Origin of the sequence: Lentzea sp. NPDC092896 (assembly GCF_044754905.1) — a bacterium.
Taxonomy (GTDB): domain Bacteria; phylum Actinomycetota; class Actinomycetes; order Mycobacteriales; family Pseudonocardiaceae; genus Lentzea.
In genome coordinates, this window is sequence record NZ_JBIVPX010000003.1 from 666,099 (window position 1) to 679,047 (window position 12,949).

The 12,949-nt window shown below is 69.3% G+C and carries 11 protein-coding genes; 6 read left to right on the forward strand and 5 right to left on the reverse strand.

Features of this window, described 5'->3' with window-relative positions:
- The first annotated feature begins 83 nt into the window (after window positions 1–83).
- Complete coding sequence (locus ACIQF0_RS18990; protein WP_401031473.1) at window positions 84–2,162, forward strand: MMPL family transporter; 2,079 nt, start codon at window positions 84–86, stop codon at window positions 2,160–2,162.
- On the opposite strand, the gene ACIQF0_RS18995 is transcribed toward ACIQF0_RS18990, so the two are convergent.
- The 4 genes from ACIQF0_RS18995 to ACIQF0_RS19010 all read right to left on the reverse strand — a co-directional run bounded on the left by ACIQF0_RS18995 (window position 2,093) and on the right by ACIQF0_RS19010 (window position 6,614).
- The gene (locus tag ACIQF0_RS18995; RefSeq protein ID WP_401030907.1) at window positions 2,093–3,175 is read right to left on the reverse strand and encodes a hypothetical protein; all 1,083 of its coding nucleotides are present in this window, start codon (window positions 3,173–3,175) and stop codon (window positions 2,093–2,095) included. The two genes, ACIQF0_RS18990 and ACIQF0_RS18995, sit on opposite strands and share 70 nt — an antisense overlap.
- A gap of 86 nt (window positions 3,176–3,261) precedes the next feature.
- A complete protein-coding gene (locus ACIQF0_RS19000; RefSeq protein WP_401030909.1) occupies window positions 3,262–3,837 on the reverse strand; it encodes a nuclear transport factor 2 family protein in 576 nt (191 codons plus the stop codon).
- Window positions 3,838–3,894: 57 nt separating this feature from the next.
- On the reverse strand, window positions 3,895–4,596 hold the full coding sequence (locus tag ACIQF0_RS19005; protein WP_401030911.1) for a helix-turn-helix transcriptional regulator: 702 nt from the start codon (window positions 4,594–4,596) through the stop codon (window positions 3,895–3,897).
- Window positions 4,593–6,614 (reverse strand): DUF2339 domain-containing protein, encoded by a 2,022-nt coding sequence (locus ACIQF0_RS19010; RefSeq protein ID WP_401030913.1) that lies wholly within the window; start codon window positions 6,612–6,614, stop codon window positions 4,593–4,595. The genes ACIQF0_RS19005 and ACIQF0_RS19010 overlap by 4 nt, the downstream gene beginning before the upstream one ends.
- 112 nt (window positions 6,615–6,726) lie before the next feature.
- Between ACIQF0_RS19010 and ACIQF0_RS19015 the strand changes: the two genes are divergently transcribed.
- The 5 genes from ACIQF0_RS19015 to ACIQF0_RS19035 are packed head-to-tail and all read left to right on the forward strand — an operon-like array spanning window position 6,727 to window position 11,809.
- Window positions 6,727–7,692: a LacI family DNA-binding transcriptional regulator gene (locus tag ACIQF0_RS19015; protein ID WP_401030915.1), complete on the forward strand. Its 966-nt coding sequence runs from the start codon at window positions 6,727–6,729 to the stop codon at window positions 7,690–7,692.
- Window positions 7,689–9,098, forward strand: a complete 1,410-nt coding sequence (locus ACIQF0_RS19020; RefSeq protein WP_401030917.1) for a sugar ABC transporter ATP-binding protein — start codon at window positions 7,689–7,691, stop codon at window positions 9,096–9,098. Before ACIQF0_RS19015 ends, ACIQF0_RS19020 begins: the two co-directional genes overlap by 4 nt.
- Window positions 9,095–10,000 (forward strand): ABC transporter permease, encoded by a 906-nt coding sequence (locus tag ACIQF0_RS19025; protein WP_360047492.1) that lies wholly within the window; start codon window positions 9,095–9,097, stop codon window positions 9,998–10,000. The genes ACIQF0_RS19020 and ACIQF0_RS19025 overlap by 4 nt, the downstream gene beginning before the upstream one ends.
- Window positions 10,001–10,028: 28 nt before the next feature.
- A complete protein-coding gene (locus ACIQF0_RS19030) occupies window positions 10,029–10,949 on the forward strand; it encodes a substrate-binding domain-containing protein (RefSeq protein ID WP_401030919.1) in 921 nt (306 codons plus the stop codon).
- Window positions 10,946–11,809, forward strand: coding sequence for a ribokinase (locus tag ACIQF0_RS19035; protein WP_401030921.1), 864 nt, complete (start codon window positions 10,946–10,948; stop codon window positions 11,807–11,809). Before ACIQF0_RS19030 ends, ACIQF0_RS19035 begins: the two co-directional genes overlap by 4 nt.
- A 1-nt stretch (window position 11,810) precedes the next feature.
- Here ACIQF0_RS19035 and ACIQF0_RS19040 read toward each other — a convergent pair whose 3' ends face one another.
- The gene (locus ACIQF0_RS19040) at window positions 11,811–12,866 is read right to left on the reverse strand and encodes a nitrous oxide reductase family maturation protein NosD (protein ID WP_401030923.1); all 1,056 of its coding nucleotides are present in this window, start codon (window positions 12,864–12,866) and stop codon (window positions 11,811–11,813) included.
- Window positions 12,867–12,949: the final 83 nt, after the last annotated feature.

The window sequence follows — 12,949 nt, forward strand, 5'->3', positions numbered from 1 at the left end:
CGGGATTAACAGCACGGTAACCCAGGAGGCCGTCGTCGATGTTCGCGAAGTGGGGATCTATCGCATATCGCCGCCGGTGGGTGGTGTTGATCGCGACCGTACTGCTCGCCGTGATCGGCGGCGTGTGGGGCATCGGCGTGTTCGACAAGCTCAGCCAGGGCGGCTACGAGGCTCCCTCCAGTGAGGCGGCGCGGGCCGACAAAGTAGCCGAGGAGGCGTTCGGGCGGCAGAACGGTGACGTGATCGTCATTTATCGCGGCGATTTCGCGAACCCGCTCGAACTCAAGAAGATCGCCGACCACATCAGCGGCTTCCCGAAGGACGACGTGCTCAAGGCCGTCGGGCCGGTGCCGTCCGACAACCAGCAGCAGGCGCTCGTCGCCATCACGCTGAGCAGCGGCGACTCGAACGAGCAGATCAAGCAGTTCCAGGACATCCAGTCGCAGCTCAAGATCGACGGCTTCAGCGAGCAGGTCGGCGGGCTCGTGCCCACCCAGAAGGCCATCAACGACATGTCCCAGGAGGACCTGACGCGCGCGGAGATGTTCTCGCTGCCGCTGGTCCTGCTGCTGCTCGTGATCATCTTCGGCGGCCTGGTCGCAGCCAGCCTCCCGGTCGTCGTCGGCGGTCTCGCCATCATGGGCGCGCTCGGTGTGCTGCACGCGGTCGCACTTTTCGCCGAGGTCAACTCGTTCGCGGTCAACGTCGCCTCGCTGCTCGGCCTGGGCATGGCGATCGACTACGGCCTGTTCATGGTCGGCCGGTTCCGCGAGGAACTCGCCCAGGGCCGCACGACCGAACAAGCCGTCGGACGCACGGTCGCCAGCGCCGGCCGCACCGTCGTCTTCAGCGCGACGCTGCTGGTCATCGCTCTGGCCGGACTGCTGCTCTTCCCGCACGGCTTCCTGAAGTCCCTCGCGTACGGCGGTGTGTCGTCGGTCGCGATCGCGGCGCTGGTCTCGGTCACGCTGCTGCCCGCGTTGCTCGGCGTGCTCGGCCATCGGGTCGACAAGCTCGCCATGCCGTGGCGCAAGAAGGAGCCGAGCGAACGCGGCTGGCGCAAGCTCAGCACCAAGGTCATGAAGCGACCGGTGCTGATCGCCGTGCCGATCATCGGTGTGCTGCTCGCGCTCGGCTCGCCGTTCCTCGGCGTGCAGTTCGGCCAGGTCACCGAGAAGGTCCTGCCGGAGGGCAACGCCGTGCGCGTGGCCACCGAGAACATCAACCAGAACTTCTCGGCGCTCTCCAACACCGGCTTCAAGATCGTCGTCAAGGGCGGTGACCAGGCCGCGGTCCAGGAGTACCTGGGCAAGGTCAAGGACGTGCCCGGCATCGGCGAGGTCCAGCCGACGGGTGCGGACAAGGGCGTCACGGCGGCCATGGCCGGCCTGGAGCACGACGCGCTCAGCGACGAGTCGAAGCAGGCGCTCGAGGACGTTCGCGCGATCACCCCGCCGAACGGCGCCGAGGTGCTGGTCGGCGGCAACACCGCGACGGTCAGCGACTCGCTCGGCGCCATCGCGGACGGGCTGCCGTTGATGGTCACGCTGCTGGTCGGCGCGACGCTGATCCTGATGTTCCTGGCGTTCGGCTCGATCGTGCTGCCGATCAAGGCCGTGCTGATGAGCGCGCTGTCGCTCTCGGCGACGTTCGGCGTGCTCGTGTGGATCTTCCAGGAGGGTCACGGCGCCGACCTCCTCGGCGTGACGCCAGGACCGTTGGAGTCCGGCATCGTCGTGCTGATGGCGGCCATCGTGTTCGGTCTGTCGACTGACTACGAGGTCTTCCTGCTCAGCAGGATGGTCGAGGCCCGCGGCCAGGGCGCGACGACGGAAGAGGCGGTGACCACCGGCCTCGCGAAGACCGGCCGGGTGATCACCTCGGCCGCGCTGCTGCTGATCGTGGTGACCGGCGCGTTCGCGTTCTCGCAGGTCGCGATGATGCGGTTCGTCGGCGTCGGCATGATCCTCGCGCTGGCGCTCGACGCCACGATCGTCCGGATGCTGCTCGTGCCCGCCGTGCTCAAGCTGCTCGGCAACGCCGCGTGGTGGTCACCCGGTCCGCTCAAGCGGATCCAGGAACGCCTCGCGCTTCACGACGAGCCGGCCGACCTCGACGACCCGTTCGACGACGAGGTCCGCAAGCCGGTCGCCGTCGGCTGACCGGGCGGGAAGGCGATCATGGCCGCGTCGAACTGGCGCGGCCTCGCCTCCTGCAGTTCGCCCGTCTTCATCCGGTACGTGGTGAGCACCGCGTTCGTGCTGTCCAGGACCGTCGTCGTCGTGCCGGTGGCGAGGAAGACCCTCGTGTCCCCCGGCGCGATGGCGACGCTCGGCGAGTCGATCCGCAAGCGTTCGCGCACGGTCATGGTCGCCGCGTCGACGACCACGACCGACCGTTCCTTCGGCAGCGTCAGGTAGACCGTGGCGCCGTCGGGGGTGACAGCGATGCTGCCCGCTCCCCTGCCTGCTTCCAGCGTGCCGACGACCTGGTTCGTGGCCGTGTCGATCACCGACAACGTTCCAGGCGTCTTCTCACCGAGGCGCATGCCGCTCACGTAGAGGCGCTTGCCGTCCGGTGAGATCGCGAGGTGCTGCGGCAGCCCGCCGACCGGCACCGTCGACGTCTGGAACGCCGTCGCCGTGTCGACCAGGCCGACCGTGCCGTCCTGGGAGTTCGCGACGTAGAGGATCTTGTTGTCCGGGTGGACGGCGAGGCCCTGCGGCTGCCCGCCCGCCTTGATCACCGCGACCATCTGGAAGTTCTCGGGGTTCACCACCGCGATGCCGCCGGCGGCCGAGACGTAGAGCCGCTGGCCGTCCGGTCGCATAGCCGCGTGCGAGAGCTGGACCTGGGTGAAGAGCCGATCGAGGATCTCGCCACTGCTCGGGTCGACCACGGTGATCGCGCCGGTCCACCCGTTGATCACGTAGAGCCGGCGCCCGTCAGGAGAAACGGCGACACCCGTCGCGCGGCCCCCGGTGTCCGCCTGCACGAGAACGGCACCGTTGCGGGTGTCCACGACCTGCACGAGACCGGTCTTGCCCACCACGTACGCGAGCGGTGCGACCGATGCCGAAGAAGTGGTTGTGTACTCGTGCCCTTGGTGAACACCCGTCGCCGCGAAGGCCGCTGAGAGCGCTATAACCGCGGCCACGAGGCGTGGCTTTGCCATACGCCCGATGGGACCACTTCCGGGTGCTTTCGATCTACTTCCGTCACTCTGTCGAGGGAAATCTTTGCCTGGTTGTAGTACGACGTTCAGTAGCGGAAAGGCCTCGTACCGGTCAGGGACCAGGAGCAGGTGACCCTGCCGTCCCGCACGGCCAGCAGGTCGGCTCCGCTGACCGCGGGGCCGGTCCACAGGAACGCGATGGTGCCGCGGACGAGATCCAGGACCGGCTCCCGGTGCAGGGTCCGGGACCGCGCGTCGAGCCAGCCGTCGAGGACCTGCCGCAGATCACCGCCGCCGGCGGGTGGGAGGTCGGGCGTCGTGTCGCGCTCACCCACGAACGTCCAGTTCTCCGCGATCTTGTCGCCACGCAGGACGTTGAAGTCGAAGCCGGTCTTCACGGTGCCGTCGGGCCTGCGCACGTCCCACAGGTAGGCGAACTGATCGCCGTCGTCGGCGAGCGTCCGCGCGGTGAAGACGTTGACGTGCTGGGCGCGGTAGCCCTCGATGAACCTCACCTGGTCCGCAGGACCGACCACGTCGTCCAGCCCTTCGGTCTGTGCGGACCACTGAACGCAGTCGGGAGTCATCAGCTCGTGGGCCAGCGTCGGGTCCTCGCTCCACATACGGCACCACTGCTGCATTCGTTCTTCGTTGTTGTTCATGTACGAGATGGTTCCAACGGACCGCGACACCGTTATGTCGGTGTTCGGCGTCACATTTCAGCGCAGCGCCTCGGCGTCCAAGCGGTCGAGCTCCGCCGCCCACTCCGCCTCGCGGGGACTGAACCGCTCATCGGTCAGCACGGCGGTGGCGATGCGGTCCAACTGGAACCCGCGCACCCCGTCCCGCAGGCGGCACCACGCGACCACGTACCAGCCGTGCGGTCCCCACAGCAGACCCATCGGCTCGACGTCACGACTGGAGGTCGCATCCGCCCTGTCGGTGTAGGCCAGGTGCAGCACCCGGCCGGTCACCAGGGCGTCCTCGACGGTGTCGGCCACCTGACCGCTGATCGCGGGGAGATCGGGGTGGGGACCGACCCGGTGCACCCGCGCGGCCAGCGCGTCCTCCCGTTGCCGCACGTCGGGAGGCAGCACGGCCAGCACCTTCTGCGCTGCCTGTCGTGCCGCACCAGCGAACGGAGTGGCTGACGCGGCTCGCAACGCGACGCTGATCGCCAACGCCTCCCGTGCGGTCAACGTCACGGGCGGCAGCGTGCGCTCGCGGTCCAGGCTGTACCCGCCGTTGCGTCCGGTGTCGCTGCGGATCGCGACACCGGACTGCCGCAACGCCTCGAGGTCCCGTTCGACGGTGCGGGCGCTGACCTCGAACCGCCGTGCCAGCCAGGCGGCGCTGCGCGGCCGCGGCGAGACGGCCCGGAGCTCCTCGACCAGCGCGTACAGCCGTTCGGTGCGGTTCACACAGACTTCTTGGCCGTCGTCACCAGTTTGGCGTAACGGGTGCCAGCGGTGAGCAGGACCAGACCGGCCCCGAGGAACGCCAGCACGCGGGCGATCCCGTCGAGCGCGGAGAGGTCGAACAGCACCAGCTTCACGACCGCGGCACCGACCAGGATCAGGCCGGAGATCCGCAGCGCCTTGTTGTTGATGCCCCTGACCAGCAGGAACAACGCGGCGATCGTCCACGACACGGTGACCACCGAGTGTCCGAAGAGGAACCCGGTCTCGTCCGGCGACACCAGCAGCGCCGCGCACAGCACCGCACCCGCCGCGCCGTAGAGCAGCACGAGCCCGGACACGATCCACGGGAACGGGTGCCTGGCCGGCTCGCGCAGCACCTGCATCTTGAGCGCGGCCCACGGCAGCACGGCCGCGAAGATGCCCAGCACGACCGCCGTCACCAGGCCCGCCGCGTAGTCGCCGGGCTCGACGTCGTTGAAGAACCGCGGCTCCTCCACCAGCCAGGTGATCGGCACGGCCTGCCCGATCGCCATGAAGAACCCGAGCACGCCGAACGCCGCCGAACCGACCAGCGCGCTCTTCTTGTTCAGGCGCGCCGCGAGGACCGCCAGCAGCACGGCCTCGGCCAGCACGATCGCCGTGCGGACGTTGCCGTCGAGCGCGATCACCGTGGTCTGGAACAACGCGAGCATGCCCGTCGCACCGGCCGCCGTCGTGAACCCGCGCGGCAGGTCGGGGACCATCCAGATCGCCAGCAGCACGGCGGCGACCACCCCGGCGAGGATCGAGTTGGCCGGGTCCTTCAGCAACGTCGTCGCGAACAGGGCCGGCAGCGCCGAACCGGCGATCAACGCCACCGCGACGATGTCGTCCGGCCGCTTGCGGATCGTGAGGAACGCGACGGCGATGCCGACGACGGTCGTGGCCGCCGCGACGCCGACCACGGTCCACTCGTAGGAGCGCGGGATGGCGTTCGCGGTGGTGAGCAGCGAGGCGAGGATCGCGGGGAAGCCGCCGGCGATCGCGAGACCCGGCCAGTTGCGGTTGATCTGGACCGGCGTGCTGGCCATCTTCAGCACCAGCAGGAAGCCGACGAGCAGGACCGTGAAGCCCTCGGTGATGATCGGCGAGCACAGGGCACAAGCTGCGACGACGCTGACCGCGAGCGCTTGCGAGTCCCACTTCAGCGCGAGCACGACACCGGCAGCCGCAACGGCGAGCCCGACGACCAGGCCCACACCTTCCGGCACGTAGCCGTACAGACTCGTCGCGGCGATCACGTCCAGGTAGAGACCGGCGAACCCGGTGAAGGCCAGCGCCATCGCACCGGTACGACCGGCGGGGTTGCGGTGCAGCCACATGCCGATGCCGACCATCGCGCCGCTGAACACCGCGCCGCCGATCACGCGCGGCAGCGGGCCGAGCCAGCCGCGCTGCACGGCGAGGACCAGCAGCAACACGAAGCCGAGCACGGTGATCGCGCCACCGACCCAGGCCAGCAGCTTCGCACCGGCGCCGTCCTTGCCGAGCTTCTCGAACACGGTCTCGCGCGGCGGCAGCGGCTGCTGTGGCCACGTCTGCTGCTGCGGGTGGGGCCACTGCGCCTGGGGAGGCGGCGGGAAGTTCCGGCCGGGGAACTGCGGGCCGGGAGGCGGCGGCACCTGGGCCGAGGCAACGGCGTGCTGCGACCACGGGTTCGGCTGCTGCGGCACGCCAACGGGCGGCGACGGCACGCCGACGGGCTGCTGCGGCGCACCCTGCTGCGGCACACCGGCGGGCTGCTGCGGCGCACTCACGGGCGGCGGCTGCTGCTGCGGCACTCCGGCAGGCGGCGTGGGGACGGTCGTGGCCGGCGGCTGCGGCACCTCACCGGGCCGTGCCACCTCAGGTGCGTCGAGCACCGCGGTCGCGGTGGAGCGCTCACGCAACTCCGAGCTGATCGTCGTCAGCCGCTGCCCGATGGCCGCGAGCTCCAGCGCAAGGCGCTGCTCGTCTCCGAGGCGATCCTGTCCGTCCATGTGATCAGAGTGAGGCAGAGCACGCCCAGTGACATCCGTACACCTACTCATCCACAGGTCTCGGCTTGACTACATACATGTGTAATCGATTAACTACGGCCTCGTGACGACCATGAAGGACGTTGCGCAGCACGCCGGCGTCTCCACGGCCACCGTGTCGCGCGTGCTCAACGGCCATGCCGCACCGACGCCCGAGACCCGTGAGCGCGTGCTCGCCGCGATCGAGAAGCTCGGCTACCGGCCCAACGCCCTGGCGCGATCCCTCAGGACCACCAGCACCCAGACCCTCGGTCTGGTCATCAGCGATCTGCTGAACCCGTTCTTCGCCGAGATCGCGCGAGCGGTCGAGGACGAAGCCCGGTCACACGGCTACTGCGTCGTGATCGGGAACGCCGACGAGAGCGCCGAGCAGGAAGCGACCTACGTGCGCACCCTGCTCGACCGCCGGGTGGACGGCCTCCTGCTGTGCCCCGCGACCGACGACCCGAGTCTGGTTCGCGAAGTGAGCGCAGGCGGCGTACCGCTAGTTCTGCTCGACCGGACGGTCAGGGGCGCGACATGCCCCGTCGTCCGCGCTGACGGCAGCGAGGCATTGACCGCGCTCGCCCGGCGGCTCGTCGGCGCCGGCCACACCCGCATCGGAGTGATCGCGGGTCCGCCGAACACCTCCACTGGAAGAGAACGAACCGACGTGCTCACGGGGTCGCTCGGCGGCCTCGCGCAGGTCGTGCACGGCGACTTCCGCCAGGAGAGCGGCAGTCAGGCCGCGGCCAGGCTGATCGACGACGGCGCCACGGCGCTGGTCGCGATGGACAACCTGATGGGTCTCGGCGCGTTGGGCGAGGTCAGGGCCCGCGGCCTGCAGATCCCGCACGACATCGCGCTCGCGGTGTTCGACGACCAGCCGTGGTTCCCGCTGCTCGACCCGCCGATCACGGTCATCGCGCAGCCGACCGTGGAGATGGGGCGCGCCGCCGCACGCAGCCTGCTGGCCCTGATCAACGGCCAGCAGCCCGACGACGTCCGCCTCACCGCGAAGCTCGTGCTGCGCGGTTCGCTCGGGGAGGCCGAGCTGTGAACACCCTGATCACCGCCCGCGGCATCACCAAGCACTTCGGTGCCACGAAGGCGTTGGACGGCGTCGACCTCGACATCAACGCGGGCGAGGTCCACGTCCTGCTCGGCGAGAACGGCGCGGGCAAGTCCACGCTGGTCAAGGTGCTGGCGGGCATCCACGACCAGGACGCGGGAACGATCGAGGGCCACACCAGCCTCGCCGTCATCCACCAGGAGCTGGCGCTGGTCCCCGAACTCAGCGTCGCCGAGAACCTGTTCCTCAACCGGCTTCCGCGCAGGTACGGCTTCGTCGACCGCGCCGAGATGCGCCGCAGGGCCCCGAGGCTGCTGGACCGAGTCGGGCTGAACGTCGACCCGGACGCCAAGGTCAAGGACCTCGGCATCGCCCAGCAGCAGATGATCGAGATCGCCCGCGCGCTCGACAAGAACGCCGGCGTGCTGATCCTGGACGAGCCGACCGCGGTCCTCACCGAGACCGAGACCGACCGCCTGCTGCAGATCATGGCCCAGCTGCGCGACAACGGCGTCGGCCTCGTCTTCATCACCCACCACCTCGACGAGATCCAGCGCGTCGCCGACCGCATCACGATCCTGCGCGACGGCCGGAGCGTCGGAGTCCTGGGTCCGAAGGCCACCACTCAGCACATGATCGAGCTGATGGTCGGCCGCCCGATCGACGAGCAGTACCCACGCGCCCGCCAACGTCCTGGCCAGCCCCTGTTGAGCATCCAGGGCCTGACCAAGCGCGGTGTCTTCGAGAACATCAGCATCGAGGTCCACGCGGGCGAGGTCGTCGGCATCGCGGGCCTGGTCGGAGCGGGACGAACGGAAGTCGCGCGGGCCGCGTTCGGCGTCGACGGCTACGACCACGGCACGGTCGCGGTCGACGGGAAACCGTTGCCCCGCCACGACGTCCAGGCCGCCATCAGGGCAGGTCTCGGCCTGGTCCCGGAGGACCGCAAGGGCCAGGGCCTGGTCCTGACGGCCACCGTCGGCCAGAACCTCGAACTCGTGACGCTCGACAACCGCGACGAGAAACGCCTGCACGACATCGCGGGCAAGCTCCGGATCAAGGGCCGCGTCGAGCAACCGGTCAAGGAACTCTCCGGCGGCAACCAGCAGAAGGTCGTCATCGGCAAGTGGCTGCTGGCCGACCCGAAGGTGCTGATCCTCGACGAACCGACCAGGGGCGTCGACGTCGGCGCCAAGGTCGAGATCTACGAGCTGATCAACCGCATGACCGCGCAGGGCCGGGCCGTGCTGCTCGTGTCCAGCGACCTGCCCGAGGTGATCGGGATGAGCGACCGCGTCGTCGTGATGGCCCACGGCCAGGTGGCCGGTGAGCTGCCCAAGGGCGCGACTCAAGACCAGGTGATGGCACTCGCCGTGCAGGAGATTTCGGCATGACCACGATCAGCATTCGCAAGTACGCAAGCGAGAACGGTGCCCTCGCAGGGCTCGTCATCCTCGCCCTGGTCATCGCGATCATGCAGCCCGCGTTCCTCAACGCGCAGAACCTGCTCAACGTCGGCGTGCAGGCCGCGGTCATCGCGATCATGGCGTTCGGCATGACGTTCGTGGTGGTGGCGGGCGGGATCGACCTCTCGGTCGGCAGCATTGCCGCACTGGCCGCGATGGTCGGCGCGCTCACCGCCGGACCAGTGGGGCTCCTGGTCGGCGCGCTCTGCGGCCTCGTCAACGGCGCGCTGGTCAGCTACGGCAAGCTGCCGCCGTTCATCGCGACGCTCGCCATGCTCAGCGTCGCCCGCGGTCTCACGCTGGTGTTCTCCGAAGGCCAGCCGCACGAGACCGACGCACTGGTCACGTTCCTCGGCTCGAACCTCGCGCCGATGGTTCCGCTGCCGCTGCTGCTGATGCTGGCGTTCTTCGGCATCACCGGCCTGATCCTCACGCGCACCAACCTCGGCCGTCGCATGTACGCGATCGGCGGCAACGAGGAAGCAGCCAAGCTCAGCGGCATCGACGTCCGGAAGCAGAAGCTCTGGATCTACGCGCTGAGCGGCCTGTTCGCCGCCGCCGCGGGCCTCGTGCTCGCGGGACGGCTCGGGTCCGCCGGTCCGCAGGCAGCGGCCGGCTACGAGCTCGACGCCATCGCCGCTGTCGTCATCGGTGGTGCGTCGCTGTCCGGTGGCGTTGGCCGCGCCACCGGGACGTTGGTCGGCGCACTTGTGCTCGCCGTCCTGCGCAACGGCCTCAACCTGCTGCAAGTGCCGCCGTTCTGGCAGCAGGTCGTCATCGGCGTGGTGATCGCTCTCGCCGCGCTGCTCGACTCACTTCGCCGTCGCTGAAAACCCGCAACAGGTAAGGAAGACACCAATGAAGGTGACCCGACGGATCGCGTTGACGCTCGGTGCCGCTGCTCTAGTGGCGACCGGGTGCAGCGGAACTGGGGCGTCCGGAGGAAGCGGCATCACCATCGGCCTCGCCGTGTCCACTTTGAACAACCCGTTCTTCGTGGAACTGCAGCAGGGTGCGCAGGAGATGGCGGACCAGCTCGGTGCCAAGCTGACCGTGGTCGACGCGCAGAACGACGCGACGAACCAGATCAACCAGGTGCAGACGCTGGTGACGCAGGGCGTGAAGGCGATCCTGCTGAACCCGGTCGACTCCAAGCAGTCCGCGCCCGCCGCCAAGGCCGCCGAGATGGCGAACATCCCGCTGATCTCCGTCGACCGCGCGGTCGAGGGCGGCAAGGTCGCCGCCGAGGTCGCCTCGAACAACGTGTCGGGCGGCAGCCTCGCGGCCATCGAACTGGGCCGCGCCGCCTCCGGCGAGGTCGCGCACCTCAAGGGCATTCCCGGTGCGTCGGCGTCACGTGACCGCGGCCAGGGCTTCGAACAGGGCCTGAACAGCGGCAACATCAAGGTCACCGCCACCGCCGTGGCCGACTTCGACCGCGCCAAGGGCCTCAACGAGACCACGAACCTGTTGCAGGGGCACCCCGGCCTCAAGGGCATCTTCGCCGAGAACGACGAGATGGCGCTCGGCGCGATCAAGGCCCTCGGCGCCCGTGCCGGCAAGGACGTCATGGTCGTCGGCTTCGACGGCACCCCGGACGGCCTGAAGGCGATCCAGGACGGCACGCTCGCCGCGACCATCGCGCAGCAGCCGAAGCTGCTGGGCTCCAAGGCCGTCGAGCAGGCCGTGCACGCCGCCAAGGGCGAGCCGGTTCAGCAGGTCGTGGACGTCGAGGTCAAGGTCATCAACGCGAAGAACGTGGCAGAGTTCATCAAGTGACGAACGCTCTGCTTGTTCTCGGGTCCGCCAACGCCGACCTCGTGGTCGAGGTCGGCAGGCGGCCCGCCGGCGGTGAGACCGTGCTCGGCGGCGACACCGTCGTGCTGCCCGGCGGCAAGGGCGCCAACACCGCCGTCGCCGCTGCCCGCGTCGGTGCTTCCGTCGCGTTGATCGGCGCCGTCGGTGGTGACGGTTACGGCTCGCTGCTGCGGGAATCGCTGGAGTCGTCCGGCGTCGACACCGCTCTGGTGAAGACTTCCGCGCGCCCCACCGGGATCGCCTACATCACCGTGACGCCGGACGGCGAGAACTCCATCGTCGTCTCGCCCGGTGCCAACGCCGACGTATCACTGTCCGATGTGGACGATGTCTCGTTCGACGGCGCTCAGGTGCTGACCTGCTCGCTGGAAGTGCCGCTGGAGACGGTGATCCACGCGATCGGCGTCGCGTCCAAGGCAGGCGTCCGCACCGTGCTGAACCTGTCGCCGGTGGCGGAACTGCCCGCGGAGACGTTGAAGCAGCTCACGGTGCTGATCGTGAACGAGCACGAGGCCGCACAACTGGCTTCGGACTGGCGTGACCTGCTCAAGCTTGGCCCGACCTCGGCGATCGTCACGCTGGGCTCGCGCGGCGCCGCCGTCGTGGCGCAGGCGGGCGTCGTCGAGGTGCCGGCGATCGAGGTCGACGAGGTGGTCGACACGACCGGTGCCGGTGACGCGTTCGCCGGAGCGCTCTCGGCACGGCTGGCCGAGGGCGACGACATCGTCCAGGCCGCCGAATACGCGGTGAAGGTGGCCGCGCTGTCCGTCACGAAGGCCGGCGCGCAGCCGTCCTACCCGACGGCCGCCGAGGTCGGCTGACCTACGCCCGCACGGCCGCGCGCTCGTCGAACAGGTCCTCGCTCGGCAGCACGTACCTGTCGACGTCCGGTGCCTTGTCCGGCAACGGGTCCGCGGGCATCTCCGGCTGCAGCGGCGGCGCGGCGACCTGGTTGAACGGGATCCCGCGCGGCGCCCTGGACTTCTTCTGCGGCGCGTCGGCTTCGTAGCGCACGTCCTGGCCGTTGCCGACGATCACGTTGGTCTCCAGGTGGTTGTCCATCGGGTCCTGGCCGGGGCTCAGCGCCAGCCCGACGCCGGGGTTGCCGGTGATCAGGTTGCGGGACACCAGGTTCTTCGCGCTGGTCAGGATCCTCATGCCGAGCCCGAACGCGCCGTCTGCCTGCGCGGGTGAGAGGGCCTCGTCGTTGTCGGAGACGAGGTTGCCGACGAGCACGACGTCCTCCTGGCGTTCGGCGGCCGAGGTCATGCCGACCCGGTTGCCGCTGAACCTGTTGCCCAGCACGAACATCCGGCCGGACGCGTTCGTGCCCTGGTAGCCGACGGCGTTGCGTTCGGCGACGTTGCCGCGCACGACGACGTCGCACGGCTTGCACCGGCCTACGGAGAACCCGGAGTCCGCGCTGCCGCTCGCGTAGCTCTGCTCGATCACGCCGTTCTGGGCGTTGAGAGCGCGGACGCCGAACCGAGCGTTGTTGCTGGCCGTCACGTACGAGACGCGGAAGCCGCGCTGCTCGGAGATCAGCACACCGTGGGCCGTGTGGTTGCGAACGGTCAGGTTCTGCACGGACACGTCCTCAGCGGCGACCTCGATCCCGTTCTCGCGCTTGACCTCGCCGTCGATGATCACGCTGCCGCGCCGGGCTCCCCTGATCGTGAGGCCCTTGGTCCTGACCCGCACCGATTCCTCGTAGACGCCCGGCGACACGACGATGGTCGCGCCCTCCTGCGCCGCGTCCACGGCCTCCTGGATGGTGCTCAGCTGAGCGGGAACGTTGATCTCGGGGCCGAGGCCCGGTTGCGCCGACGTGCATCCGGCGACCAGGAGGACTGCGGCGAAGACGGACGGAAGTCGCACAGCGGGACCGTACTGCTCCGAACGGCCTACTGTCACACTGCCGTCGGCCGTCCGTGTTAAGCCATGATGACGAACGGAGCATC

Coding starts and splice junctions, on each gene's coding strand:
- ACIQF0_RS18995 (WP_401030907.1), bottom strand. CDS start 3,175: ATGGCAAAGCCACGCCTCGTGGCCGCGGTTATAGCGCTCTCAGCGGCC.
- ACIQF0_RS19030 (WP_401030919.1), top strand. CDS start 10,029: ATGAAGGTGACCCGACGGATCGCGTTGACGCTCGGTGCCGCTGCTCTA.
- ACIQF0_RS19010 (WP_401030913.1), bottom strand. CDS start 6,614: ATGGACGGACAGGATCGCCTCGGAGACGAGCAGCGCCTTGCGCTGGAG.
- ACIQF0_RS19000 (WP_401030909.1), bottom strand. CDS start 3,837: ATGAACAACAACGAAGAACGAATGCAGCAGTGGTGCCGTATGTGGAGC.
- ACIQF0_RS19025 (WP_360047492.1), top strand. CDS start 9,095: ATGACCACGATCAGCATTCGCAAGTACGCAAGCGAGAACGGTGCCCTC.
- ACIQF0_RS19015 (WP_401030915.1), top strand. CDS start 6,727: ATGAAGGACGTTGCGCAGCACGCCGGCGTCTCCACGGCCACCGTGTCG.